Annotated in this window: 22 protein-coding genes; 18 read left to right on the top strand and 4 right to left on the bottom strand. The window is 65.2% G+C overall.

The window, feature by feature from the left end; all coding sequences use genetic code 11:
• Positions 1-12: 12 nt before the first annotated feature.
• Positions 13-2,196, bottom strand: a complete 2,184-nt coding sequence (locus tag MPARV_RS0101300; protein WP_020376951.1) for a glutamine synthetase III family protein — start codon at positions 2,194-2,196, stop codon at positions 13-15.
• 161 nt (positions 2,197-2,357) lie between these two features.
• Between MPARV_RS0101300 and MPARV_RS0101295 the strand changes: the two genes are divergently transcribed.
• From MPARV_RS0101295 to MPARV_RS0101240, 12 genes are all read left to right on the top strand, one after another.
• Positions 2,358-3,857: a MiaB/RimO family radical SAM methylthiotransferase gene (locus MPARV_RS0101295; RefSeq protein ID WP_020376950.1), complete on the top strand. Its 1,500-nt coding sequence runs from the start codon at positions 2,358-2,360 to the stop codon at positions 3,855-3,857.
• Entirely contained in the window at positions 3,854-4,582 is a 729-nt protein-coding gene (locus MPARV_RS0101290) for a phosphotransferase (protein ID WP_012230841.1), read from the top strand. The genes MPARV_RS0101295 and MPARV_RS0101290 overlap by 4 nt, the downstream gene beginning before the upstream one ends.
• A gap of 180 nt (positions 4,583-4,762) precedes the next feature.
• Entirely contained in the window at positions 4,763-5,440 is a 678-nt protein-coding gene (locus tag MPARV_RS0101285; protein WP_051011912.1) for a DNA-3-methyladenine glycosylase I, read from the top strand.
• Positions 5,437-7,980: a DEAD/DEAH box helicase gene (locus tag MPARV_RS0101280; RefSeq protein WP_020376948.1), complete on the top strand. Its 2,544-nt coding sequence runs from the start codon at positions 5,437-5,439 to the stop codon at positions 7,978-7,980. Before MPARV_RS0101285 ends, MPARV_RS0101280 begins: the two co-directional genes overlap by 4 nt.
• 137 nt (positions 7,981-8,117) lie before the next feature.
• Positions 8,118-9,110, top strand: a complete 993-nt coding sequence (miaA, locus tag MPARV_RS0101275) for a tRNA (adenosine(37)-N6)-dimethylallyltransferase MiaA (RefSeq protein ID WP_012230852.1) — start codon at positions 8,118-8,120, stop codon at positions 9,108-9,110.
• Positions 9,111-9,122: 12 nt separating this feature from the next.
• On the top strand, positions 9,123-9,926 hold the full coding sequence (dapF, locus tag MPARV_RS0101270; protein ID WP_012230853.1) for a diaminopimelate epimerase: 804 nt from the start codon (positions 9,123-9,125) through the stop codon (positions 9,924-9,926).
• Entirely contained in the window at positions 9,923-11,371 is a 1,449-nt protein-coding gene (gene hflX / locus MPARV_RS0101265; RefSeq protein WP_020376947.1) for a GTPase HflX, read from the top strand. The genes dapF and hflX overlap by 4 nt, the downstream gene beginning before the upstream one ends.
• A 31-nt stretch (positions 11,372-11,402) precedes the next feature.
• Positions 11,403-12,500 (top strand): aminotransferase class I/II-fold pyridoxal phosphate-dependent enzyme, encoded by a 1,098-nt coding sequence (locus MPARV_RS0101260; RefSeq protein ID WP_012230855.1) that lies wholly within the window; start codon positions 11,403-11,405, stop codon positions 12,498-12,500.
• 51 nt (positions 12,501-12,551) lie between these two features.
• Complete coding sequence (locus tag MPARV_RS0101255; protein ID WP_031276973.1) at positions 12,552-13,217, top strand: hypothetical protein; 666 nt, start codon at positions 12,552-12,554, stop codon at positions 13,215-13,217.
• A 53-nt stretch (positions 13,218-13,270) separates the two neighbouring features.
• A complete protein-coding gene (locus tag MPARV_RS0101250) occupies positions 13,271-13,996 on the top strand; it encodes a hypothetical protein (protein ID WP_012230861.1) in 726 nt (241 codons plus the stop codon).
• Complete coding sequence (gene dapE, locus MPARV_RS0101245; RefSeq protein WP_020376944.1) at positions 13,953-15,086, top strand: succinyl-diaminopimelate desuccinylase; 1,134 nt, start codon at positions 13,953-13,955, stop codon at positions 15,084-15,086. Before MPARV_RS0101250 ends, dapE begins: the two co-directional genes overlap by 44 nt.
• A gap of 101 nt (positions 15,087-15,187) precedes the next feature.
• Entirely contained in the window at positions 15,188-16,261 is a 1,074-nt protein-coding gene (locus tag MPARV_RS0101240) for a DapH/DapD/GlmU-related protein (protein WP_012230866.1), read from the top strand.
• Positions 16,262-16,291: 30 nt separating this feature from the next.
• Here MPARV_RS0101240 and lexA read toward each other — a convergent pair whose 3' ends face one another.
• Positions 16,292-16,990 carry a transcriptional repressor LexA gene (gene lexA, locus MPARV_RS0101235; protein WP_012230868.1) on the bottom strand — a complete coding sequence of 233 codons (699 nt, stop codon included), beginning with the start codon at positions 16,988-16,990 and terminating at the stop codon, positions 16,292-16,294.
• 222 nt (positions 16,991-17,212) lie between these two features.
• On the opposite strand from lexA, the gene MPARV_RS0101230 reads away from it, so the two are divergent.
• Together MPARV_RS0101230 and nrdR are read left to right on the top strand one after the other, a co-directional pair.
• A complete protein-coding gene (locus tag MPARV_RS0101230; protein WP_012230872.1) occupies positions 17,213-17,749 on the top strand; it encodes a LysM peptidoglycan-binding domain-containing protein in 537 nt (178 codons plus the stop codon).
• Between the two features lie 45 nt (positions 17,750-17,794).
• Positions 17,795-18,250 carry a transcriptional regulator NrdR gene (gene nrdR, locus MPARV_RS0101225; protein WP_031276970.1) on the top strand — a complete coding sequence of 152 codons (456 nt, stop codon included), beginning with the start codon at positions 17,795-17,797 and terminating at the stop codon, positions 18,248-18,250.
• 1 nt (position 18,251) lies between these two features.
• On the opposite strand, the gene MPARV_RS20595 is transcribed toward nrdR, so the two are convergent.
• Positions 18,252-19,004, bottom strand: a complete 753-nt coding sequence (locus MPARV_RS20595; RefSeq protein ID WP_020376942.1) for a dihydrofolate reductase family protein — start codon at positions 19,002-19,004, stop codon at positions 18,252-18,254.
• Positions 19,005-19,550: 546 nt separating this feature from the next.
• Here MPARV_RS20595 and MPARV_RS0101215 point away from each other — a divergent pair.
• The 3 genes from MPARV_RS0101215 (at position 19,551) to lgt (ending at position 24,114) form a co-directional block, all read left to right on the top strand.
• On the top strand, positions 19,551-22,316 hold the full coding sequence (locus MPARV_RS0101215; RefSeq protein WP_020376941.1) for a vitamin B12-dependent ribonucleotide reductase: 2,766 nt from the start codon (positions 19,551-19,553) through the stop codon (positions 22,314-22,316).
• Between the two features lie 217 nt (positions 22,317-22,533).
• Positions 22,534-23,037, top strand: a complete 504-nt coding sequence (locus tag MPARV_RS0101210) for a CarD family transcriptional regulator (RefSeq protein WP_012230882.1) — start codon at positions 22,534-22,536, stop codon at positions 23,035-23,037.
• Positions 23,038-23,049: 12 nt separating this feature from the next.
• Positions 23,050-24,114, top strand: a complete 1,065-nt coding sequence (gene lgt, locus MPARV_RS0101205) for a prolipoprotein diacylglyceryl transferase (RefSeq protein ID WP_020376940.1) — start codon at positions 23,050-23,052, stop codon at positions 24,112-24,114.
• 44 nt (positions 24,115-24,158) lie between these two features.
• On the opposite strand, the gene MPARV_RS0101200 is transcribed toward lgt, so the two are convergent.
• Positions 24,159-24,995, bottom strand: coding sequence for a serine hydrolase domain-containing protein (locus MPARV_RS0101200; protein WP_020376939.1), 837 nt, complete (start codon positions 24,993-24,995; stop codon positions 24,159-24,161).
• 102 nt (positions 24,996-25,097) lie between these two features.
• Here MPARV_RS0101200 and MPARV_RS0101195 point away from each other — a divergent pair, with 102 nt between their 5' ends.
• Positions 25,098-26,267 carry a DEAD/DEAH box helicase gene (locus tag MPARV_RS0101195; protein WP_020376938.1) on the top strand — a complete coding sequence of 390 codons (1,170 nt, stop codon included), beginning with the start codon at positions 25,098-25,100 and terminating at the stop codon, positions 26,265-26,267.
• Positions 26,268-26,388 lie beyond the last annotated feature (121 nt).

Genomic DNA, 26,388 nt, shown 5'->3' with positions numbered 1-26,388 from the left:
GCCGGCTCGGGACTACTTGATGTAGAGCATCTCCTGGTAGGTCAGCAGCGGCCACAGCTCGTCGTCAGCGATCTCCTCGAGCGAGTCGGTGGCCGCACGGACGGCGGTCATCGCCGGGAGAATCTCCTCTCTGCAGTAGTTACCCTGTTCGCCGATTGGGGCATCCCCCGGCAGGCCCTCGATCGCCCGGCCAAGCGGCGCGGTGGCGCCGATCAGTTGGGCGATCAGGTCGGTTACCCGGGTGAGGGTCTCGGTGTCCCCACCGAGACCAAGCGCCACCAGGTTGGTCTCCGTCGTGGCGAGATTGGACTGGAATCGTTTGACCGCCGGGTAGATCAGGGTGCGGGCCAGCTCCAGCGTGGAGCGGGCCTCGACGCCGATCGACATGACGTACTGCGCCATGTAGGCCTCAAACCTGCTGTGCAACTCGCGGGGCGTCAGCACGTCGAGCCGATCGAACAGGTCCTGAGCCTCCTTGGTCTCGTAGGCGGCGAGGGCCTCGGGGGTGGAGCGGAGGTTCGGAAGACCCCGAGCAGCAGCCTCGACCTGCCACTCCTCGGCATATCCATCCCCGTTGAAGATCACCCGGCCATGCTTGGTCATCACGTCTTTGAGCACATCCTGCACGGCCTCGTTGAAGTCGGCTCCACCATCCACGGCGTTCTCGATTTCGGTGGCCAGATAGTCCAGGCTGTCGGCCACGATGCTGTTAAGCACCACCAGAGGTCCGGAGATCGACTGTGACGAGCCAACCGCCCTGAACTCGAAGCGGTTGCCGGTGAACGCGAATGGGCTGGTGCGGTTGCGGTCGCCCGGATCCTTCGGCAACTGGGGCAGCGTGTCCGCGCCCACCTTCAGGGTGCCGTGCTCCTTCGAGGTGGTGGCGCCGCCGCCTTGGGCCACCTGTTCGAAGACGTCAGCCAGTTGGTCACCCAAAAACACCGACATGATCGAGGGTGGAGCCTCGTTGGCTCCCAAACGATGGTCGTTGGCAGACGAGGCGACCGCAGCCCGCATGACGGCCCCGTGTTTGTCGACGCCACGGATCACCGCCGCACAGAACACCAAAAACTGCGCGTTGGCGTGCGGCGTGTCGCCGGGATTCAACAGGTTGCCCTGCTCTGCGTTGCCCAACGACCAATTGACGTGCTTGCCCGAGCCGTTGACGCCCTTGAACGGCTTCTCGTGACGCAGGCACACCAACCCGTGACGATGCGCCACCCGGCTCAAGGTGGACATCGTCAACTGTTGGTGGTCGGCCGCGACGTTGCCCTCCTCGTGGATCGGCGCCAGTTCGTATTGGCCGGGAGCAACCTCGTTGTGGCGGGTCTTTGTGGGGATACCCAGCTTCAGCATCTCGCGTTCTGCGTCCAACATGAACGAGAGGACACGCTCAGGGATGGCGCCGAAATAGTGATCGTCGAACTCCTGCCCCTTTGGTGGGGCGGCGCCCATCAGCGTGCGACCTGTGGACATCAGGTCGGGTCGAGCGAAATAGAAGTTGCGATCGATCAGGAAGTACTCCTGCTCGGCACCGGCGAAACACGAGACCCGCGGTGGATCCTCGTGGCCGAACAGCCTCAGCATGCGCTGGGCCTGCACGTTGAGGGCCTGCTGGGAGCGCAGCACCGGGGTCTTTTTGTCGAGTGCCTCGCCGGTCCATGACACGAAGGCGGTAGGAATGCACAGGGTGTTGCCGTTTGGGTTTTCGAGGATGTAGGCCGGGCTGGTGACGTCCCAGGCGGTGTACCCGCGAGCCTCAAAGGTCTCGCGGATGCCGCCGCTTGGAAAAGACGAAGCGTCAGGTTCGCCCTGCACCAGGGAGCCGCCTGAGAAGTTGGAGATGGCCAGCCCCGCGCCGTCAGTGTCGAGAAAGCTGTCGTGCTTCTCGGCGCTGAGACCCGTGAGCGGATAGAAGACGTGGGCGAAGTAGCTGGCGCCGTGCTCGGCCGCCCAATCCTTCATCGCGGATGCAACGACGTCGGCAACCGATGGGTCGAGTCGGGCCCCCTCGTCGACGGTGGCCTGGAGGGATTCGTAGACACCCTTGGGAAGCCTGCTCTGCATCACCGTCTTTGAGAACACGTTCCGGCCGAACAGTTCGGACGGCGTCTCGATGCTCGATCCGGGTGGGATGCTGCTCGGACGGTTGGTGGCGGCTGCGAGGGCCTGGGTGCGAACGGCTCGACCGCTCATGAGTGACTGCTCCTGTGGATGGGGGACGGAACCGGCTCACGCCCGTACATGCCGGGTCCGCCCAGAGAGCCCGTGGTTTCGTCGTGCCTGCTGAGGCGGCGCCGGTGCTTGCAAAAGTATAGGCGCGGCTCGACGTGGGGACGCACCGTTAGCATGGGCAAATGGCTCGGAAATACCTGGTACGCACCTTTGGGTGTCAGATGAACGAGCACGACTCGGAGCGGATCGCAGGCGTGCTTGAGGCCGATGGGCTGGAAGTGACCACCGAGGTGAGCGAGGCCGACGTCGTGGTGCTCAACACCTGCTGCATCCGTGAGAATGCCGACAACAAGTTGTACGGCACGCTGGGACACCTCAAGTCGGAGAAGGACCGTCGACCCGAACTGGAGATCGTCGTCGGCGGCTGTCTTGCCCAAAAGGACCGCGAGGTTGTGCAGCAACGGGCGCCCTACGTCGACGTGGTCATGGGCACCCACAATGTGGGCCGTGTCAGCGAACTGTTGGAGGCGGCCCGGCGGGACGGTCCGACGATGGAGATCCTGGAGGCGACCGCCGCCGCGGACCACGAGGCCTTCCCATCGGCACTTCCCGCCAAGCGGGAGCAAGGCTGGGCCGCCTGGGTCACCATCCAGTTTGGCTGCGACAACAGTTGTGCGTTCTGCATCGTTCCTGCTGTTCGAGGTCCTGAGATCAGCCGTCCCTTCGGCGACGTGCTGGACGAGGTGCGTCGGGTGGCGGCCGATGGCGTGACCGAGGTGACCCTGCTCGGCCAGAACGTGGACAGCTACGGGCGCGACCTCACGCTCAGGGTCCGTGGGGAACACGACGGCGCACCGGCCGGCACCCCGTCGCACGAGTTCGTCGTGGGTGAGGCGTGGTTGACGGAGCGGGAGGCGATGGGCGCGTCCGGTCGGGCACGGCCGCTCTTCGCCGACCTGCTGCGCGCGGTCGGCTCGGTGCCCGGCATCCGCCGGGTTCGCTTCACCAGCCCGCACCCGAAGGACATGCGCGCAGAAACGATCGCCGCCATGGCCCACACCGCTGCGGTCTGCGAACACCTGCACCTGCCGATGCAGTCCGGCAGCAACGAGGTGCTGGCGGCGATGCACCGGGGCTATACCGCCGAGCGGTATCTCAGGGTTGTACACGATGCCAGGATCGGTATCGACGACCTGGCGCTGACCACCGATGTGATCGTGGGGTTTCCGGGTGAGACCGAGGCCGACTTTGAGGCAACCCTTGAGGTGTGCGCCGAGGCGCAGTTCGACTCGGCGTACACGTTCATCTATTCGTCCCGTCCCGGCACCGAAGCCGCCGAGATGACCGCTGCCTTCGTTGATCACGCCGTCTCGGTCAACCGAATGGAACGCCTGAGAGTGGTGATCGAGCGGTCGGCGGTTCGTGCCAACAAAGCTCGTATCGGCCGGGTTGACGAGGTGGTCGTCACCGGTCCCTCACGCAGAGATCCATCGATGATCACGGGCCTGACCCGCCACAACAAACGGATCCACCTGCCTGCTCCGGCGGGTGTTCGGCCCCGGCCAGGCACCTACGTGAGCGCCCTGGTCACGGAGGCCCGAATGACCAGCCTGGTGGGGGAGATCGTCGATATCGGCGATTCGCCGGTGCATCGCACGCGCATCCCGGTGAGCGCCGGATGAGCGACACCACCGTGGAGTTCGTCGAGCGCGAGGACGGCGTCCTGGTCGTCGCCAAGACCGGCCCGATCGGACAGGACGCAACGTGGGGCAACGTCGCCGACGAGTCGCAGCGCCTGGAGTGGTTGGCGATGGCCGGAGCCCCGGTGCCGAAGGTGATCGAGTTCGTCGACCACGGCGACGGCACGGCGACGCTGCTGACCGAACGGATCCCGGGCTTTGATGCCACCCGACGGGAGGCGCGCGCCCGCCCGGAGGAACTCGTCGACCTTTTTGCGAAGGCCCTGCGCGTGTGGCACGACAACCTCAGCGTCGCCGACTGCCCGTTTCGAAGCGACTGGGCGACCCGGCTTGAGGTGGCCAAGGCACGCTTGAAGCGGGGACTCATTGCATCGGAAAACCTCGACGATGCCTACCGCCGCGTCGGGTTCGACACCCTGGTGGCCTCCCTGGATCGAACTGATCCCGACGATCACGACGACCTGGTCGTCATCCATGGCGACCCGTCGCTACCCAACTTGATCCTTGGCGCCGGCGGGTTTGCCGGCTGGGTCGACGTAGGCCGGGTCGGTGTGGGTTCCCGATGGTGCGATCTGATGATCGCAGCCACCACGATCGCCTCCAACATGGGGCCAATGCTGGTGCCCACGTTGTTCGAGGCCTACGGTGCCGATTCGGCCGACACCCTTGCCGTCGACGCCTATCAACTGCTGGAGCAGTTCTTGTAGCTCGTGTGGCGGCGCCGGTCTGGGATGCGAGCCTGGACGGATCGTGCTTGGTCTCCAACATCGGGTGCCGCCGGGTCGGCTCCCCCCGGGGTGCGAGGCCCCTGCGATGCGCTGGCATCGGCGCTGAAATCGGTGGAGGGTGAACCTATGGCGATCACCAACAACTCCACGGCGAACGAGATGGCGGCGACGGCCACAGCCATCCTCCAAACCGGCGCTGGAACACGACAGGACCTGGCGGTCGGCGGGGACGGCCACGCCAGGTGCATGTGGGGTGTCCAACCCAAGATCTACCGCACCTACCACGACACCGAGTGGGGCCGTCCGGTCATCGACGAGCGGGCGATCTTCGAAAAGCTGTGCCTCGAAGGATTTCAGGCAGGTCTGAGTTGGCTGACGATCCTGAAGAAGCGAGAGGCCTTCAGGGAGCGGTTTCAGGGCTTCGACCCGGAGGTGCTGGCAGGGTGGGGCGAAGCTGAGGTTGCCGACGCGCTCGCCGACTCGAACATTGTGCGCAACCGCGCCAAGATCGAGGCGACGTTGGGCAATGCTCGGGCGGCGATCCAACTGTGGGCCGCAGGTGATTCACTCGCCGAACTGTTGTGGTCGGCGGGGGACGAGCCCGAGCACGTGGCGCCCGTCTCGATGCTCGATGCTTCGGCGGTCCCACTCGGCGCGACGGCGCTCTCGAAGATACTCAAGAAGCGAGGCTTCAGATTTGTCGGCCCCACGACCGTCCACTCGACCATGCAGTCGCTCGGCGTGGCCAACGATCATCTGCTTGGGTGCTGGGTGCGGGACGTCTGTGAGACCGAACGAGACGAGGCAAGGCAAGGGCTGTCAGACTCCAGCGGGTGACCCGCCTTGAGCTGCCACCCAACCCCAGCCAGGACGAGGCGCTCGAGGTGTTTCTCGGCTGGGTGGCGGACCAGGGCCTCGAGTTGTACCCCGCCCAGGAGGAGGCGATCCTGGCGCTGTTTTCCGGCAGCCACGTGATCCTCACCACGCCGACCGGGTCGGGTAAGTCGTTGGTGGCCACCGCCGGTCACGTGGCCGCCCTGGCTGCGGGGGAGCGCTCGGTGTACACGGCGCCGATCAAGGCGTTGGTGTCGGAAAAGTTCTTTCAGTTGCGTGAGGCGCTGGGTGATGACGCGGTCGGCATGCTCACCGGCGACGCCACGATCAACCCGGATGCGCCGGTGATCTGCGCAACCGCCGAAATTCTGGCGCACCAGGCGCTGGCCGGAGCGCCCGGCGGCGCACCAAGCCACGTGACGATGGACGAGTTCCACTATTACGACGAGCCAGACCGCGGCTGGGCCTGGCAGGTACCGATCCTGGAACTGCCCAACACCCGGCTGCTCGCCATGTCGGCGACTCTTGGTGACGTGGGTTGGTTGGCAGACGACCTGGTCGGACGTTCCGGCCGCAGCATCGAGGTGGTCACCGGAGTGGAACGACCGGTGCCACTCAGCTTTGAGTACCGAACCACACCGCTGATCGAAACCGTTGAAGACCTGATCGCCGCAGACCGGGTGCCCGCCTACGTCGTGCACTTCACCCAGCAGGCGGCGACCGAGCAGGCCCAGGCGTTTACCTCACTCAGCGTGCTCACGAAGGCCGAACGCCGTGAGTTGGCCGAGGTGTTGGCGGGCGTCCGTTTTGACACGCCCTTCGGCAAGGACTTGAAGCGTTTCCTGTCTCACGGCGTGGGCGTGCATCACGCAGGCTTGCTGCCGCGATACCGGTTGCTGGTTGAACGCCTGGCCAAGGAGGGGTGGCTGCGCCTGATCTGCGGCACCGACACCTTGGGCGTCGGCGTCAACATCCCAATCCGAACTGTGATCTTCACACAGTTGTACAAATACGATGGTACCGAGACCCGCATCCTGACCGCACGCGAGTTCGCCCAGGTGGCGGGTCGGGCGGGCCGTCGGGGTTACGACACCGAGGGATACGTCGTGGCCCAGGCCCCACCACATGTCGTGGAAAACCTGCGTGCCGAGCAGAAGGCCGGGACGAACACCACCAAGCTGCGCAAGATCGTGAGGAAAAAGGCCCCGGAGCGAGGCTACGCCCATTGGAACAACGACACTTTTGCCCGGCTTTGCTCGGCATTGCCTGAAAAGCTCAACTCCCGGATGGCCATGACGCACTCGATGGTGCTCCATGTGCTGTCGCGCCCGGGCGACGGTGAGGCCGCCCTGAGGCGCATGATCGAACACTCCCATGAGAGCGACGGGGCCAAGTTGGCTTTGCTTGGCCGGGCGGAGGCAATCATCACCTCGCTGGAGGAGGCGGGGATTCTGGCTCGGTCGGAGGAGCCCGATTCACAGGGTCGCAGCCTCGTGGTTCACGGCGATCTACAGGCTGACTTTGCACTCGATCGGCCTCTGGCGCCGTTTGTCGTCGAGGTGGTGAACAGCTATGAGCCAGACGATCCCGAGTACGCACTGTCGGTACTGTCGGTCGTTGAGGCCTCGTTGGACGATCCCCGACAGGTGCTCATCGCTCAGCAACGGAAGGCTCGCGATGAGGCCTACACGCGGATGAAGATGGAGGGCGTCGACTTCGACGAGCGTCAGGAGCGCCTTGGGGAGATCCGCTGGCCTCAACCGTTGCGCGATGAGTTGTTGTCCATGCTGGCCACATTCTCCGAGCACCATCCGTGGGTGACCGGCGAGTGGCTTCGCCCCAAAGCGGTGGCCCGCGACCTGTACGAGCAGGGCTTGGGCTTTCGTGATTACGTCACCTCGTTGGGCGTGAAGCGCTCCGAGGGCGTACTGCTGCGCTATCTCACCGAGGTGTACCGAACGCTGCAGCGAAACGTGCCGGAGGAGTCTCGTACCGAGGAGTTGGAAGAGATCACCGCATGGGTCGGTGCCGTGATCCGGCAGGTCGACTCGTCCCTGCTGGAAGAGTATGCGCTGTTGGAGGGGGCGCTCGGTGATGGGGTTTCGTCGGATGGGCTCGATGCTGCGGCCATCGCCTCGACACCTCCGCCGATCACGGCCGACGAGCGGGCCTTTCGGGCGATGGTGCGCACCGAGGTGTTTCGGTGGGTGCAGGCACTGGCCCGCCATGACCATGGGTCGCTCTCAAGGCTGGTGTTCGATGATGGTGAGCAACACGATCTCGTGTGGTGGCGCGACCTGATGGAGCCCTACTGGGAGGAATGGGACTCGATCGGCATCGACGCCGATGCCCGCAGTGCAAGATTTCTGCGAATCGAGGAACGCCCCGACCATTGGGACGTCACGCAGTGGCTGGTCGATCCCGACGAAACCAACGAGTGGAGCCTGATCGCGCGGGTCGACCTGCGGGCCTCCGACGAAGCCGGCGAGGCCGTGGTGAAACCGGTCAGGATCGGGTTTGATGACGACGACCATGACGCTTGAGCGGATGACCCGACCGGAGCTCAGGATGGTCCGCAGGCTGTACGGGGCGTCGCCCCTTTCAACCCTGCCTCCTCCTGCCACTCCGTCGTTGTGATCCACGTGTGGGTCGTTCCCGGCCGAGCGCGGCGAGGTGGCAGATGAATTGGGGTCCGTCCCGGTGGGACGGTGCCGAGGGCGTCGGGCGACCTCTGGCGCTGGTGGGGCCCACGGCGTCGGGCAAGACGTCGGTCACGCTGGCGTTGGCCGACCTGGTCCAGCCGCTCGAGGCGGTCGCCGCCGACTCGATGACCGTGTACCGCCACATGAATGTCGGCACTGCAACGCCTTCTCTCGCAGAACGGGCGCTCGTGCCCCATCACCTGATCGACCTGGTCGATGCTGACGAGGAGTTCTCGGTGGCCCGCTTCCAACGGGCTGCGAACGAGGCGTTCGATGACATCGCAACCCGCAGCGCGCACGTCGTGGTGGTGGGGGGCACCGGCCTGTATCACCAGGCGTTGATCGATCACCTCAGCCTGCCCGGTCGATACCCCGATGTGGCGCTACAACTCGAGGCCGACGCAGCAGGTGAGTCGGACGTCAAGGCGCTGCACGCCCGGTTGGCCGGACTGGACCCGACGGCGGCCGCCCGTATCCAGCCCACCAACCGGCGTCGGGTGATTCGAGCCTTGGAGGTCACCCTGGGTTCGGGACGTCCCTTCTCATCGTTTGGGCCGGGACTGGAGGCGTACCCGCCGAGCCCGTTCGTATTGGTGGGCTTGAGGCTCGGCCGTGATGTAACCGCCCGCCGTGTCGAGAAGCGCTTCATGGCGATGATGGATGCAGGCCTGCTCGACGAGGTGCGGGCACTGCTCGACCGACCTCAACCAATGTCGAGGACCGCAGCGCAGGCGCTCGGCTACCGGGAACTTGCTGAACACCTCCGGGGGGAGCGCACGCTCGACAACGCCGTCAGCACCGCCATCGTTCGTACCCGGCAGTTCGCTGTTCGCCAAGAACGCTGGTTTCGTCGCGACCCTCGGCTGACGTGGGTCGATGGGGAGGCCGACGCAGCGACGGTGGCCTCGGCGGCGCACCGGGTCTGGACCGACGCCAAAAAGTGGGGCGGACCGGGAGCGTCGGGTCGTTAGGTTGGTGCGCCCATGCACCTCTCCAAGCATCACGGCCTCGGTAACGACTTTCTGGTGGTCCTCGAGGCGACCAACGGGCCGTTGCCAAACAGCCCCGACTTGGCGCGTGCCCTGTGCGATCGTCACACGGGTATTGGCGCTGACGGTCTGATCTGGGGCGGGGTGTCCGACCGGGCAGACGTGGCGTTTCGGCTTCACAACGCCGACGGCACCGAGGCGGAGATCTCGGGTAATGGCCTTCGCTGCCTGGTTCAGGCCCACCTTCGAGCCGCAGGCTTACACGAGGGCACGGTCACCGTGGCAACCCCAGGGGGTGTTCGTCAGGCGGTGGCGACGGCCGCATCCGACCCGTTGACACTGTCGGTCCTGGCAGAGATGGGGCCGGTGTCGGCAGGCCCAACGCTCCCGGCGGTGGTTGGGGAGATGGGGTTTGCGCAGGCGGCCACCGGTTCGGTGGGCAATCCCCACGTTGTGCTCCTGGGCGCCGGATCGTTGGTCCCCGACCTGACGTCGATCGACCTCGCCAAGGTTGGCCGCCGGGTGGAGGACGCCATACCTGGTGGCGCCAACGTGCATGTCGTTGAGTCAGTCGGGCCCGACACCCTGGTGATGCGGTCCTGGGAGCGGGGCGTCGGCCTGACAGAGGCCTGCGGCTCGGGTGCCACCGTGGCTGCCTGGGTCGCCCGCACCTGGGGACTGGTGGGCGACCGGGTCACCATTCGCATGCCCGGCGGGGAGGCGGTCGTCGAGCTCGGCGAAACGGAGGCATCACTCGTTGGGCCCGCCACGTTCGTCGCCGACCTGGAGACGCCGTGAGTATCGATGAGGACGGCTGGGAGCCCACCGTGGTTGGGCAAGCTGGGCAGGTGGCCGGTCCGAACAGCGAGCCGGTGCAGGAAGCGGATGTGGAGCCGGTGACGGCTGGGCACCCCGCCGAGACCGCCGAGACCCACCGAGGCGGGTTCGGTGAGTTCGGCGGCGAGTCCCGTGGCCTGATCGAGCGGACGTTCCGAGAGAAGATCCTTCTGGTGGCGGTTGTGGTCGACGGTCACGACGACGACACCGACGCGTCGCTGGACGAACTTGAGTTGTTGGTGGACACGGCCGGCGCTGACGTGGTTGGTCGGCTCACCCAACGGCGGAGGGCACCGGACCCGGCCACCTACGTTGGTTCCGGCAAGGCTGCCGAGATCAAGCAGATGGCCGAGGCCACCGACTGTGACACCGTCGTCTTCGACGATCAGCTCAGCCCGGCCCAACAGTTCAACCTGGAAAAGCTGCTTGGAAGGTCTGCGATCGATCGCACTGCGGTCATCCTTGACATCTTCGCCCAGAACGCATCCAGCCAGGAGGGCAAGGCCCAGGTTGAGCTGGCCCAGCTGCGTTACCTGGCACCTCGGCTGAAGGGACGGGGCAAGGCGCTTTCACAGCAGGCAGGCGGTTTGGGCGGCGCACGCCGCGGTCCCGGTGAGAAGGCCTTGGAGACAGACCGCAGGCGCCTGGACCGACGGGTCCACAAGCTGGAGGCGGAGCTGCGCGAGGTGCGACAACATCGGTCGACGCAGTCGAAGGCGCGGCGCCGGTCGGGCGTGGCCCACGTCGTCATCGTCGGCTACACCAACGCGGGGAAGTCATCGTTGGAGAACCGGTTGACAGACGCCGGCGTGCTCGTTGAGGACCGCCTGTTCGCAACCCTCGATCCCACCACCCGCAAGCTCGCGCTGCCCGGTGGCGAGGTGGTGCTGTTGACCGACACCGTTGGGTTCGTTCGCAAGCTGCCTCACGAACTGGTCGAAGCGTTCAAGACCACACTTTCGGTGGTGCCCGAGGCCGATTTGCTGGTTCACGTGGTCGATGCCTCAGCGCCGGACCCGGCCGGGGAGATCGCCGTCGTTCGGGCCATTATGGCCGAGATCGGCGGCGGTGATCGGCCTGAGTTGTTGGTTTTCAACAAGGCCGATCGTGGGGCCGACGCGGCCCGTCTCGCTGCGGCCACGCCCGGCTCGGTGGCTGTTTCGGCCGCTACCGGGCAGGGAATCGACGGGCTGGTCCAAGCCATCGGTGACCGACTGCGCTCGCAGCGGCCCGTGATCGAGCTGCACATCCCGTGGGCGCGCGGCGATGTGATCGCTGCGGTTCATGCACTCGGCGAGGTGCTCTCGGAGGTGTCGGAGGAGGAACAGATGGTCATGAGGACCCGGCTGCCGGAGGAACAACGAGGCCGGTTCTCCGAGTTCGAGCCGGTGGCCGTGGGGGAGTGATGGCGATGATCATGTCGGAGGTCGGACGGCCATGATCGACGGGCCAATCGACCTCAGGTTGGGTTCACCGTGTGACCCACCGCCCGCCTGCGCAGTCCGGGCGATGAACGCCGCAGGGGACTCGCTCGGACCCTATGGAAAGTCGGTGGGTTCACCCGAGTTCCGCGCTGCGGCCTCGGATTGGATGCGGCGACGCCTGGACCTGGAGATTTCACCGGATGCGGTGGCGGCCTGCGTGGGAACGAAGGAGTTCGTTGGCAGCCTTGCGTTGCTGCTGGGGCCGCTGGTCGCTTCGCACCGTGACACGGTCCTCGTTCCAGCGGTGGCGTATCCCACCTATGCGGTTGGAGCGGACCTGGCGGGCTGTCGCGTGGTCCGGGTGCCGATGACGAGTCGATTCTCCCTCGACCTGGACGCAGTCGAACCTGAAGATGCCGCCAGGGCTCGCCTGCTCTGGGTGAACTCGCCCGGCAACCCGGCCGGTGGCCTTGACGACCTCGGTGCGGTTGCGAGTTGGGCACGCGAGCGAGGAATCATCGTGTGCTCCGACGAGTGCTATCTCGAGTACACGTGGAGCGGGGGCCCTGCAGGTGAGGACCAGCTTCCCGCATCAACTGTGCTGTCCTCTGGAGGCGAAGGTTTGTTGGCGCTTCACTCGCTGTCGAAGCGCTCCAACCTGGCCGGAGGCAGAGTGGGCTGTTACGCGGGCGACGCACAATTGGTCGCTGCCTTGGGTGAGCGGAGGCGGGAGTTGGGCCTGGTGGTGCCGGGGCCGATGCAGGCTGCTGCCGTCGCGGCATGGTGCGATCAGTCACACGTCGCCGAGCAGCGGAATCGATACCGCCACCGACTGGAGGTGCTTGCCGAGTCGGTCAGGCAGGCCGGTTTGGCGGATGTGGAACTTCCCGCGGGTGGTTTCTACCTGTGGGCCAAGGTCGGCGGAGACGATCGGGCGGCTGCCGCCCGCCTTGCCGCCGCCGGGGTTCTTGTTCAACCCGGCATCCTCTATGGACCGGACGGAGCTGGGCGGATTCGTCTCGCCGCTGTTCGGCCTGATGACGAGATCGTCGAGGCGGCCCGCCGAATCGCAGCTCTTGCAGATGGTGCAGCGTTGGTGCGAGGCGGTTGAGTTGACGGGCCAATCGGTACCCATGCCCGCACGTTGACCGGTGCGGCTGCGATGATGGAGACGATGATCCCGTCGGCCCAACCGCGCCCGCAGATGCCTGGTGCCTCCACCCGCCCTCAGGCGGTCAGGCCATCGGTGGCATGGGTCTACGGCGGCGCCGGGCTGGCGTTGGCCGGGATCATCATCGGGGTGACCCTGGTCGTCGTGGGATTCCTCTCCGACGGCGGCCCCGAGACGTTGGGGCGCTCGGACTTCCCCGGCCAGGTGGAGTTTTCCTCGCCGGTCCGCTCCGGCCGGTTGGGTATCTACCTGGAGCGCTCAACGATGTCGGGTGACCCGGCGCTTCCGGGCTATCTCGATCCCATCGTGATCCGCGGGGACGGCGAGGTCGAGGTCGATCCCAAGCCAAACCTTCCTCGTCATGCGGGGATGTCCACCGAACTGATCCCCATCGGCTCATTCCAAGTCGTTGGGGGGGACTACACGGTGACCGTCGATCCCGATGGCACCTTGACCGGAAGCAACGTCTCGGTGGTGGTCGCCGACCCCAATTCCGACTCTCGGGGAATCGACCTGATGCTGTGGGGGGGTATCGGCGGCGCCGTGGCAGCCCTTCTCGGATCCGGAGTGGTGGTTGGAGTTGGACGAGCGCGTGATCGTGCCCGGGTCCGGGCGCTGGTTCAGAGCAGAAGCGACCGCAGTGGCGGAAGTTCGTGAACACATCGAACGACGCCTCGGGGCCAATTCATGACGAGGCTTGGCTCAGAACCATGCGCTGGTCGATGGGCCTGTTGTGGGCGGCCGGGGTGGCGGTGATGTTGGGGTTCCTCACCACGCAGTGGCTCTCGGACGGGTCGGCGGAACGTCTCGGCAGTCCATCCAAGAACGCCGTTGCGCGTGAGCGTGTGCCGTCATCGGAGAGCTTCACCGTCGACCGCCCCGGTACCTACGACCTCTACTACGAGCAGGAGGCGCCCTCGGTGGGGGTACCCCGCAGCCTGGACGTGACGATCAGTTCTGAGGTCGGCGAACTCAGCCTCGACACTCCGGATACGGTGTTCAGCACGTCCGTCGATCAACGCAGCTACATCACGTTTCGCACGGTCACGATACCCCGATCCGGCACCTACACCCTTGACGTGAAATCTGGTGCAAATGCCAAGGAGGATGCGCCGAACTCCGATGACCGTGTGGTGGTGGATCGTGTCGACCGATCGACTGATGCCCTGTGGGTGCTGCTCGGTCTGACCCCGGCCGCTGCTGGTATGGCCCTGGGTGCGTGTTTGGTAGCTGCATCGGTGTGGCTTCGTTCGCGCACCCTGAAATCGCTTCGCGGAAGTGATGGCCAAGGACAGGGCCCTCCCGACCACCCATGGGGTCCGCCGGCATCGCAGCCCTTCCGCGACGTGTCTCCTCCACCCGACGCCTCGGGGCCCTCTGGACCACACGGCGATGGCGATCTGGGCAATCAAGGCACAGGCGACCGTGGCGACTGACTCCGATCCCGACCTGTTGGCGGCCACGAGCGGGCTGATCTCGATTCCTTCGGAAAGTCGCCACGAGGCGCAACTCGCCGACCTCGTGGAGAAGGAACTCGAGAAGGTCGCCGACCGTCGGCCGCACTTCAGCGTGGACCGGGTGGGCGACAACGTGGTGGCCCGCACCCACCTCGACCGACCAAACCGGCTGATTCTGGGTGGACACCTCGATACCGTGCCCGCCAATGGCAACGCGACTCCTCGAACCGAGGGCAACGTGCTGTGGGGGCTTGGCTCCGCCGATATGAAGGGTGGACTTGCGGTGATGTTGGAGTTGGCGCGCCGGGTGGAACGTCCTGCGGTGGACGTCACATGGGTGTTTTATGCCAGGGAGGAGATCGCAACTGTTCATTCCGGCCTGCTGGAATTGCAACGGGAGCGCCCCGACTTGTTGGAGGGCGATGTGGCCCTCCTAGGAGAGCCCACCGACGGTGCGTTGGAGGCCGGTTGTCAGGGCTCTGTTCGGATCGAAATTGAGTTCCGTGGTCGTCGGGCTCACACGGCTCGGGCATGGATGGGTGAGAACGCCATCCATCGCGCCGGTGCATTGCTCACCCGCCTGGACGACTGGGTTGCCAGACGGCCCACGATCGATGGTTGCACCTATCACGAGGCGCTTCAGGCGGTTGCGATCAACGGTGGTGTTGCCGGCAACGTGGTGCCCGATCGGGTTGTGGTCACCGTGGCGCACCGCTTTGCGCCCGACCGCAGTCTGGCCCAGGCAGAAGCCGCCTTACGGCAGTTCGTGGCACCGTCCATGACCGATCTGGACGTGTTGACCGTCGTCGACCGGGCCCGTGCCGCACCTCCGGGCCTCAGCCACCCTTTGCTCTCGTATCCGATTCGCCGCCACGATCTTGAGGTGCGGGCAAAACTGGGGTGGACCGACGCTGCGTTCTTCGCCGAGCGCGGGATCCCGGCGGCCAACTTTGGCCCGGGCGATCCCGTGGTAGCCCACACCGCGGCTGAGCACCTGGAGCGCGCCAGTATCGACAGGGTCTGGACGGTCATGGTCGACCTGTTGCGCAACGGGGTGAGCGCTCCCTGACCGTACGGGCTTGAACGGCAGGCGAGCCGCCTCCATAGGATGCAGACCCATCCTGGCTTGCGTTGCGCAAACCGGGTATCGACCCATCACGGAGCATTCCGATGCCAGCACATCCCTTAGCAGCCTTCGGAATCGGTACGGCGACGTTTTCGTCCGCCGGTGACGGAACCAAGGTGCTCGACAGCAACTTCGCGGTGGTCAATCTGGGCACGCACGCCGATGTGGCCGAGGTGCTGGCGCGCCACGGCCAACATGCCGGGGGCTCCGGCACGCTGACGTTTTCGCCGAACCGGTTGGCCGAGGTGGTCATGGAGCTGAAAACCACAGGCGGGGCCGACGAGGCCAACCGGAGGTGCCTCGCCACCCTCAGAGAAAGCAGATTTGCCGAGAACCCCGGACTGGGCACTCGTCTCGCCGTGATCGTCACATTCATCGACAGTCTGGACGTTCCGCCCGTGGACGCCCATGATGCCTACCTGAGACTTCATCTGCTGTCGCACCGGCTGCGCACCCCCCACAGCATCAACCTGGAGGGACTCTTCGAACGGTTGTCAACGGTGGCCTGGACCAGCCAGGGTCCGGCCGACCCGGACACGTTGGCCGAGGTTCAGAGTCGTCTTCGGGCCGAGGGCCGCCAAATCACCGTGAACTCGGTCGACAAATTCCCTCGGATGGTCGACTACGTCGTACCCGCCGGGGTTCGTATCGCCGACGGCGCACGGGTGCGGCTCGGGGCCTACCTGGGCGAAGGCACCACCGTGATGCACGAGGGGTTTGTCAACTTCAACGCGGGCACGCTGGGCGCAGCCATGATCGAGGGTCGCATCTCATCGGGGGTGGTGCTGGGCGACCAGTCTGACCTTGGGGGCGGGGCATCGGTGATGGGAACCCTCTCCGGAGGAGGCAAGGAGGTCATCAGCCTGGGCCGACGCTGTCTCGTTGGTGCCAACGGCGGTTGTGGAATCTCGCTAGGAGACGACTGCGTGATCGAAGCCGGTCTCTACCTCACTGCAGGCACAAAGGTCACCATGGAGGACGGCTCGGTTCGTAAGGCACGCGAATTGTCCGGAGGAAGTCAGATGCTGTTTCGTCGCAACTCAACGACCGGCTCGGTGGAGATGGTCCCCCGGGTGCCGGACTGGGGCGGGCTCAACCAAGAGCTTCACAACAACTGACCCTGCGCCCAAGCCTGGATTTGGGCAGTGTCAAAGTTTGCGGAGCACGGTCACCACGCGGCCGAAGATCACCACTTCTCCGGGGGGAAAGTTCATGGGGGACATGGTGGCGTTGGCGGGCGTGAGCGTGGTGCCCTTTGTCGAATGTGTGGTGAGCGTCTTGACCGTGGCCTCCTCGCCGGGAATGCCTGCCACGACGACGTCGCCGCGATCGGCAGTGGTTTGCTGGCGCGCCACGACGTAATCGCCATGAAAGATCCCGGCGTCAACCATGGAGTCGCCGCGGACGGTCAGCATGAACAGGTCGCCGTCTCCGGTGAGGTCGGCCGGTAGCGGAAGCATCTCCTCGATTTGCTCTTGCGCTATGACTCCCGTGCCGGCAGCCACCGAGCCGACGAGGGGTACATGGCGAACCGGGCGCCGCTCGGCCACATCGGCTTTGCCGTCGGTATGAACCTCGATGGCACGTGGCTTGGTGGAATCACGCTTCAAGTAGCCGAGTCGCTGCAACGTGGCGAGATGTGAGTGCACGGTTGAGGGGGAGGTGAGCCCGACAGCGGTCCCGATTTCTCGAACCGACGGTGGGTAACCGCGGGTGCTCACCGAGTCGATCACGCAGTCGAGAACCTCACGCTGACGCGCCGTCAGGGGATCGGTGTTTGACGCGGAGGCCGAAGACGTTGCCTTCCGACCACGTGACTGGTCGTTTGCTGGGTTGCTGTGGGACATGAGGTCTCCTCGGTCGAACGAGCGTTCCCCACCCTAGCCCGGTGACCGTCGACGTGCAAGAACATTCGTTCGACGAACATTTGCTCGACTGGCCCTTGACAGTCGAACGCGCGTTCCTCATGCTATTCGAACGTTCGTTCGTTCGAGGGTTTGTTCGATCGCACCCGAGCGTGCACACGACGACAACGGCTCGTTGTCACACCCCATGAGGAAGCTTGAGACATGGTTGCACTTCAGACATCCGATCCCGACCGTTCCAGCCGCACCACTCGGCCAAACCTCCAGGTGATCGAGGGCGGCGATGCCCCGAAACCCACCTGGTCCTCGACGCACCCTGCCGTCCGAGCACGCATGGGCCAGTTGCATGCCGTGCAACGGTTGCCGACACCGGCGTCCAGCAGCCTGCGGGGTTCTGGTGGCCTGGTCGATGCGGCGCCTCCCGTGGATGAGCGGGTGGTTCCGGGCGGTACGCATCGGTTCGTGTACCTCCGACGTCGAGCGGTGGCGGCGCTGTTGCTGTTGGCGCTGCTCTGGGCGGTGGTTGCGGTTGCGGGCGACGTGTTCGGTGGTTCGTCGAACGAGGCCGGGGCCTCGCAGGCTCTGACGACGCGGGTCGTTGTTCCCGGCGATACGTGGTGGTCGTTGGCGAACGAATTGGACCGCCCGGGTGATATCCGTGACACCGTGGCTTCGCTGGTGGAGCTCAACGATGGTGAGCAACTGCTGGTAGGCCAACGTGTGGTCCTTCCGGCCGGGTAGGTGGCATCGTGCAGTTGAGGCCGGGGGGCGTTACCGTGCCACCTCGTGCGTTGTCCGCGGTGCAGTGAACCTGAAGACCGGGTGGTTGATTCTCGGTCGGTGGATGATGGCGCCGGAATTCGTCGTCGCCGTCAGTGCGCCGGTTGCGGCGCACGGTTTACCACCTTCGAGCGGGTGGAGCAGGCGCCGTTGGTCGTTATCAAGAGCGACGGAACAACGCAGCCGTTCGAGCGGTCCAAGATCGAGGCCGGCGTGCTGTCGGCGGCGAAGGGACGGCCGGTGTCGGCCGCCGACGCGGGTGTGCTCGCCGCCGCTGTTGAGGAGGCGCTCTCAACCGTCGGGGTGGAGGCGTCGACGGCCGACATCGGCCGTCTGGTGCTGGAGCGTCTGGCACAGACCGACGACGTCACCTACCTACGCTTCGCAAGCGTTTACAAGGCGTTCCAGGGCCTCGGCGACTTTCAGGCCGAGCTGGGCCGTCTGTCGAAGGTGTCGGACTGAGTCAGTCCTGTGCGGCTGGGCGCTGATAGCTGAGGTAGAGGTCATCGTCGGCGGCCCAGCAATGCTGAAGCTGCCAGCGTCGTCCTTCCAGGCCGGACCTCTCGATCAGGTTGAGGCCGTCTCCAAGCAGGCGGGGGGCCAGCGTCAGGCACAACTCGTCCAGCCGATCAGCCTCGATGATGTCGGCCAGCACCGATGGGCCGCCCTCGGTCAGCACCACGTTTGCACCGGTTTCGGACAGGCGGTCCAGGGCGGCGGCCACGGTCGAATCAGACTCCCCAAGCTGTTCCACGCGGATACCGGCGTCTTCGGCCTGGCGTATCCGATCGGGCGGAGCGTCGGCGCCGGTCATCAGCACCAGTCCTTCCGGGGCGTCCAGCAATCCTCTGCCGTTCGGAAGCGACAGCGTTCGAGACAGCACGGCGAGCAGCGGGTTGGGGGCCATGCCGGCGTCGCTGCGGGCCGATTGCAGGTCTTGGGACAGCTGGATGGGCCCATAACGCTCGGTTCGGACGGTTTGGGCACCCACCAGCACAACGTCAGCCAGAGCCCTGATCGCCTGAAACATGACCCGGTCGAGTGGCCCACCCAGTTTGCCGCTTCGGCCGTTCAAGGCGGCTTTGCCATCGAGCGAGCTGACCATATTGGCCAGTGTCCACGGGCGGGGACGGGAACCGTGCCGCCCTTCGACGCGGAGCTTGTGCCACATGGCCAACGGCGAGGTTTCAGGGTTGATGCATTCCAGCGGTGGCACGGCTCGACCCTAGCCCCCGAAAGAATTTCTTGGATGGTGTCGAACGGAGTTCCGAGCGTCACTGAGCGCGGACAATCCACACCATGTGGATTGGGCTCGGGTCGGCCCCGCGTACCGAGTTCAGTTATACCGGTCGGCGAGTTTGGTCGTTTGAACGCGTTGGGCCGCAAGCGCTATCAGCGAATGGGCTGCCTGGTTGCCCACAGCCTGAAATCTCCCCTGTGGACAACCGAGGCTCTTTCCACAGCCAACCCACAGAATCTGGGCTCGACAGGACCCATGGCGCGGTCTCTAGGGTGGTCCGAGCGATCGTTGCATGGGCGGTCGGGACGGTGGTGGCTGGCAAGTCAACCCTCGGTTGACAACACCTGGGATGAGGAAAAATCTCTACCGGCTAGGGCTTCGGGCCCGATGCCGGGTCGATGTTTCGGGATCCCCCCCCTTCCGCCCATGCAACGGTCAAACCCGTTCGACCGCGATTTCGGTTGACATGGGACCCGGTCACCAACCAGCTCGCCACCGACCATCCACGTCGAGGAGTTCGCCATGAGCACCGTTACAGCCAGACCAGCGGAAACAACCGGCGCCGCCGTGCAGCGTCGGTTCACGTCGGGACACGATGACGGCTATGCCGACGTGACCTGGGGTCGGAGGGACGCCAGAATCACCGACTACCGCACCGGTGAGGCCGCGTTCGAGCAGGACGATGTTGAGTTTCCAGAGTCCTGGTCGCAAAACGCCTCCAATATCGTGGCGCAGAAGTACTTCCGAGGTCCGATGGATTCACCGGAGCGCGAAAGCTCGCTTCGGCAGGTGATCGATCGGGTGGTGTCGACGGTGACGGGTTGGGGCGTCGAAGGCGGCTACTTCGCCGACGAACCCGAGGCGCTCGCGTTCTCGGGGGAACTCACGTGGCTGCTGGTGCACCAACGGGTGGCCTTCAACTCGCCGGTTTGGTTCAACATCGGAGTCAAGGGTGCACCGAAGCAGGCCTCTGCCTGCTTCATCCTCTCGGTCGAGGACACGATGGACTCGATCCTCAACTGGTACCGGGAGGAGGGGGTGATTTTCAAGGGTGGCTCCGGCGCCGGCGTCAACCTGTCGGGCATTCGGTCCTCCTACGAGCGGCTCTCCAGCGGCGGTTCGCCATCGGGGCCGGTGTCGTTCATGCGGGGAGCCGACGCGTCGGCCGGCACGATCAAATCGGGTGGTACCACCCGACGTGCCGCCAAGATGGTGGTGCTGGATGTTGAACACCCCGACGTTGAGGACTTCATCTGGTGCAAGGCCATTGAGGAACGCAAGGCCCGGGTGTTGGCCGACGCCGGTTTCGACATGGACCTGGACGGCGCGGACTCCCACTCGGTGCAATACCAGAACGCCAACAATTCGGTTCGGCTCTCGGACGAGTTCATGGAGGCCGTGGAGTCCGATGCCGAGTGGGCACTGCGATCGGTGGCAACCGGCGAGGTGCTTCGCACGGTTCGGGCTCGTGAGCTGCTCCATCAAATCGCAGAGGCCGCCTGGGAATGCGCGGATCCGGGTGTGCAGTTCAGCTCCACCATCAACCGTTGGCACACAGCCTCGGTCACCGGTCCGATCAACGCGTCAAACCCGTGCAGCGAGTACCTGCATTTGGACGACTCGGCCTGCAACCTGGCCAGCCTGAACCTGTTGTCCTTTCTGGACGAGCATGGAGAGTTTGACATCGATGGGTTCGCTCACGCCGTCAACATCACGTTGATCGCTCAAGAGATCTTGGTGGGCAACGCCGACTACCCAACCGAAGCGATCGGTGAAACGACGCGCCGCTTCCGTCAGCTCGGCCTGGGATACGCAAACCTGGGCGCTTTGCTGATGGCTCTTGGGTTGCCGTACGACTCCGAGGCTGGACGGGCCTGGGCCGGTTCGATCACCGCCCTGATGACCGGTGCCGCCTATCGAACCTCGGCCCATCTGGCCGAGCGTCTTGGCCCGTATGCCGGCTTTGCCGAGAATCGTGAGCCGCAACTGGGTGTGCTCCGGGCACACCGCAAGGCCCTGGCGGGTCTCTCCACGCTGCAGTCGTCGACGGCACTCAATGCGGCTGCGGCAGCGGCCTGGGATGAGGCCATCGAGATGGGCGATCGGGTCGGGGTGCGGAACGCCCAAGTATCGGTCTTGGCCCCAACCGGCACGATCAGCTTCATGATGGACTGCGACACCACCGGCATTGAGCCCGATCTGGGCCTGGTGAAGACCAAGAAGCTCGTCGGTGGTGGCACCATGGCCATCGTCAACCAGACCGTGCCCCGTGCCCTGAGGCGCTTGGGCTACGACGCCGCCGAGATCGACGCCATCGTCGCCTACATCGCTGAGGAACGCACGGCGGTTGGTGCCCCCAGCCTTCGGGCCGAGCACGTCGACGTGTTTGCGTGTGCCATGGGTCGCCCCACGATTGGGGCGCTCGGTCATCTGCGCATGATGGCTGCGGTCCAGCCGTTTCTTTCCGGAGGGATCTCGAAGACGGTCAACCTGAAGGAGGAAACGACCGTCGGAGAGTTGGAGGCGCTCCTGATCGAATCGTGGAAGCTGGGCATCAAAGCGGTGGCGGTGTATCGCGATAACTGCAAAGTGGGACAGCCGCTGTCGGCCGGTAAGGACCCGACGCCGGCTGTGGGTGATGCCACCGCGCCGGTGGCACCGGATACCGCCGTGATCCGTGGGGCAAAGGACCGCCTGCCACGTTCCAGGCGGTCACGTACCTTCGAGTTCCGGGTGGCCGACTGCAAGGGCTATGCCACGGTCGGAGAATACGACGACGGTCGGCCGGGCGAACTGTTCGTTCGGGTGTCCAAGCAGGGTTCGACCCTGGCAGGCATCATGGACGCCTTCGCCATCTCGGTCAGTCACGGTCTGCAATACGGCGTTCCGCTGGCGTCGTACGTGCGAGGCTTGACGGGCATGCGTTTTGAGCCGGCCGGCATGACCGACGATCCGGACATCCGCATCGCCAACAGCCTGATGGACTACCTGTTCAGGAGGCTGGCACTGGACTACCTCAGCGAGACCGATCGCGCCGAGTTGGGCATCTTCTCGGTCTCGGAGCGTCTCCAGCCCACACTGCCGGGCGTCGAGGAGGGGGCCGTCGAGACGGTGACCGGCCAGGACCTGGCGCCCATCGACGTTGGTGCGAGCACCTCCGGCGGGCCGCCCCGAGGCGCCTCGCAGGACTCCCACGCACCGTTGTGTATGCAGTGTGGAGTGCAGATGGTTCGCTCGGGCTCATGCCACGCATGCCCTGAGTGTGGATCGACCTCCGGCTGTTCCTAAACCAACCGGAGGGCGAATCAAGCCTGCCGTCTCCGGGGAGAGAAGGGGCCGGACCGGCCCTGAGCGACCTGCAATCACCCCCATGAGCCGGTTTGGTCATCGGAAATCATGATCGGCTCGCCGCGGCGACTGGGCGCGTGGGCCTGAGCCGTGCAAAACTGTTGAGTTCCCTTTCGGGGCGTTGCTCCGAACCATCCGTTCTTCGATAGAGGTGTCTGTGGCGTTTGACGTTGGTGACCGAGTTGTCTACCCCCATCACGGAGCGGCGATCATCGTCCGTAAGGAGACGAGGGAGTTCAATGGGGAGGACGCCGAGTACCTCGTCCTCGAGGTCAAGCGTGAAGAGACCCGGGTGACAATCTCGGTACCCTCCGCCAAGGTGGACGACGTGGGCATGCGGCCGCCCATCAGCCGCGACGAGGTCGAGGACCTCTTCGATCTCCTCGCAAAGCGTGACATCCGCGAACCGGCCAACTGGAGTCGTAGGTTCAAGAACCACCAGGAGAAGTTGAAGTCCGGCGACGTCTATCAGGTTGCCGAGGTGGTGCGGAACCTCTCGCTTCGCGATCAGGCCAAAGGTCTGTCCGCAGGTGAGAAGTCGATGTTCCTCAAGGCTCGCAGCGTCCTCGTGTCGGAGTTGAGTTTCGCACTCGACCTCACCGAGGAGGACGCTCTCGACAAGGTGATCGACACGCTGACCGCCGAACCGAGCGACGTCTAAGTCGGTCACGCCATGATGTCAGCCGCACCGGCGTTCATACCCGCCCCTCCCTTCGATTCGCTCGGGCCGTTTCGCTTGTACGGGCTGATGATCGCACTGGGGGTCCTGGCGTCGGTTGCGTTGGCGCGGCGGCGTTGGGCGGCGCGCGGTAACGATCCGGAGCAGATCTCTGCGATCGCCCTGTGGGCGGTGCCGGCGGGCCTGATCGGCTCGCGGATCTATCACGTGATCACCGACTACGACCGTCTCTACTGCGGTCAGCCCAGGTGCGAGCGAAGCCTCATTCCGGGAGCGTTCGAGATTTGGAACGGCGGTCTGGGCATCCCGGGCGGAATCATCGCAGGTGTGGCGGTGGGCATCTTTGTCGGATACCGGATGGGTGTCGATTGGCGTGACTGCGTCGACGCTGCGATACCCGGGCTGCCCTTGGCGCAGGCCATCGGACGCCTCGGCAACTATTTCAACCAGGAGCTTTTTGGCCGCCCCACGACGGTTCCTTGGGCTCTGAAGGTGGAACCCAAGGGTGGTATGCCCCTCGACGGTTACGTCCCTGGTTTCGAGACCTATCACCCGACGTTTGCCTATGAACTCATCTGGAACCTCGGCGTGGTGGGGGTGCTGCTGTGGATCGACTCCAAGCGCAGGCTGGGTAAAGGCAAGCTTCTGGGGGCCTACGTTGCGCTCTACTTTCTGGGGCGGCTGTGGATCGAGGCGATGCGCTCCGACACCGCCACCGAGGTCTTCGGTATCCGAGTCAATATCTGGACCTCGATCGTCGGCATCACGATCGGCGTCGTGATTGTGTTGTGGAAGGGCCCGCTTCGGTCGCATGCCGCCACTGCCGAAGCATTGGCGGTGGAGCCGTTTCTTTCGGTGGAGGCCGGGTCCGTTGAGGATGGAGATGATCCCCACGCCGCCGACGCCGCAGCTGAGGAGACCGAAGCGGCTGCCCCTGACGCCGGAAGCATCGACCCGGATGAGGTTGAGCCGGCGGATCCTGTTGCCGGGCCCGAGGAACATGCAGAGGCGGGCGATCAGGCCGGTGCCCTCGACGACTCCGAGTCGCCGAAAACTTAAATCAACGGAAGTCCGAGGCGTCCGGGGGCCGCTGCGGTTCTGGGTCAGCCGGGCAGTTCGAGGTCGAGTGCGGCGTCGCTGATTGTCGGCCAGGCTTCGATTGCCCACGGCCCGAAATCGCGGTCACCCAAGAACACTGCTGTGCGCCTGGCGATGGGGTCGACCCAGATGAACGTGCCGGACCGTCCAAAGTGGCCGAACGTATGGTGCGAGTTGTTTGATCCGGTCCAGTGTGGCGCCTTGTCGCCCCGCACCTCGATGCCCAGCCCCCACGGGTTGGGTGTCTGGCGCCCGTAGCCGGGCAGCACGCCATCCAGGTGTCCGAAGGCCACCCTGGTGACGTGGTCGATCGTCGCCCGGGTGAGCACGCTGGGTCCGAGCAACTCCTGGCCGAAGCGAATCAGGTCGGCTGCGGTGGAGGTTGCGCCCCACGCGGGGCTGGCCGTCAGGCGGGTGGAGGTCATCGCGAGGGACTCGCAGATGCCTTCATGCAGGTAGGTGGCAAGCGTGAGTCCGCTTGCCGCAGCCAGGTGTTCGGCAGCCAACTCGAACCCGGTGTTGGAGTAGATCCTCCGGGTGCCGACCGCGGCCACCGGGGTGTGACCCTCGAGCGGCAGTCCGGACGCGTGGGCCAGCAGGTGCGCCAACGTGGAACCCGGAGGGCCCACGTGGTCGTCCCAGTTGACCGTGCCCTCCTCGACGGCGAGCCAGAGTGCGGCGGCCGAGAGGGGTTTGGTGACCGATGCCAGCGGAAAGGATGCGTGTGGGTCCCCCACCGACAGCGGTGGACCCTGTGGCCCCGCCACCGCCACCACCCAGTTTGTCGGTGAATCGACCAGGGCGCCGATGACGCGTTGCTCAAAGCCAGCTGGGGATCCCATGTGGCCGAGGGTAGGCGAAGCCTTGAATCCACCGGTCTCAGGTCGGGTTTGTGCCGCCGATCGTGGTGCGGGAGGCACTTGGCAGTATCGTGATCACCCAACATGACAACAACCTTTGCTGATCTTGGCGTCGACCCTGCTTTGGTCGACACTCTCGCCGAGCGGGGCATTACCTCGCCCTTTCCCATCCAAACCCTGACCATCCCCGATGCCTTGGCCGGCCGAGACGTACTCGGCAAGGCCAAAACCGGCTCCGGGAAAACCCTGGCCTTCGGTTTGCCGTTGCTCCAGCGCCTGGAAACGGCCCGACCGAAGCGGCCGAAGGCGATCTGCCTGGTACCCACGAGGGAGTTGGCCACCCAGGTACGCGATGAACTGGCACCGCTGGGTGAGGGGACCGACGTTCGGGTCACCGCCATTTATGGCGGGGCACCCATCGAGAAGCAGATCTCGACGCTGAACCGTGGAGTCGAACTGGTCGTGGCCACGCCTGGCCGGGCGATCGACCTGATTGACCGGGACGCGCTCGACCTCTCCGAGGTGACCCACATCGTCATCGACGAAGCCGACCGCATGGCCGACATGGGCTTCTTGCCGCAGGTGGAGTGGATTCTGCGCAATGTCGAAGGCAAGTGCCAGACCCTGCTGTTCTCTGCGACGCTCGACGGCGTGGTGAACACCTTGGTGAGCCGCTATCAGGAGAACCCCAGCTTCCACGAGGTGGCCTCTAAGGGGCAGACGGTGGCTGAAATGCACCACGCCTTCCTCAAGGTGCACGATCGGGACAAGCCAAAGGTGGCTGCGGCGATCATTCAGGGCACGGGGCGCACGTTGGTGTTCTGTTCCACCAAGCACGGCACCGACCGGGTGGCCCAAGAACTGAACGACCTGGGGGTGAACGCCGAGGCCATGCACGGCGGAGTGCCACAGAAGCACCGTGAGAAGGCCCTCTCCAACTTCATGAAGGGCAAGCTGGACGCCATGGTGGCAACCGACGTGGCTGCGCGGGGCATCCATGTGGACGATGTGGAGGTGGTCATTCACTTCGATCCGCCCGCCGACCACAAGACCTATCTGCACCGATCGGGGCGCACGGCGCGTGCGGGCGCCTCAGGGCATGTGGTCAGCCTGGTGTTGTGGAAGGACGAGCTCGAGGTGCGGCGCATTCAACGTCGTCTGGGGTTGGAGCTTCCGATGTATGAGGTGTTCTCCAACGACCCACGCCTGGCTCATCTCGAGGCCTTCGACTCGCCAGACGCAGTAGTCATCTGAACGTCCTCGCCGATCCGACGGCGCGTTGGCTCACCCGGACCGCGTCGGATTTTCGAGCCGACGGTGTGTCGCCGCTGTCGGCGGTCGCCACCTTGGCCGTACACGGTCGTGCCCCAAGCGA

Source organism: Candidatus Microthrix parvicella Bio17-1 (assembly GCF_000299415.1).
In the GTDB taxonomy this organism is placed as follows: Bacteria; Actinomycetota; Acidimicrobiia; order Acidimicrobiales; family Microtrichaceae; genus Microthrix; species Microthrix parvicella.
This window is presented reverse-complemented; position numbering and strand designations above follow the sequence as displayed.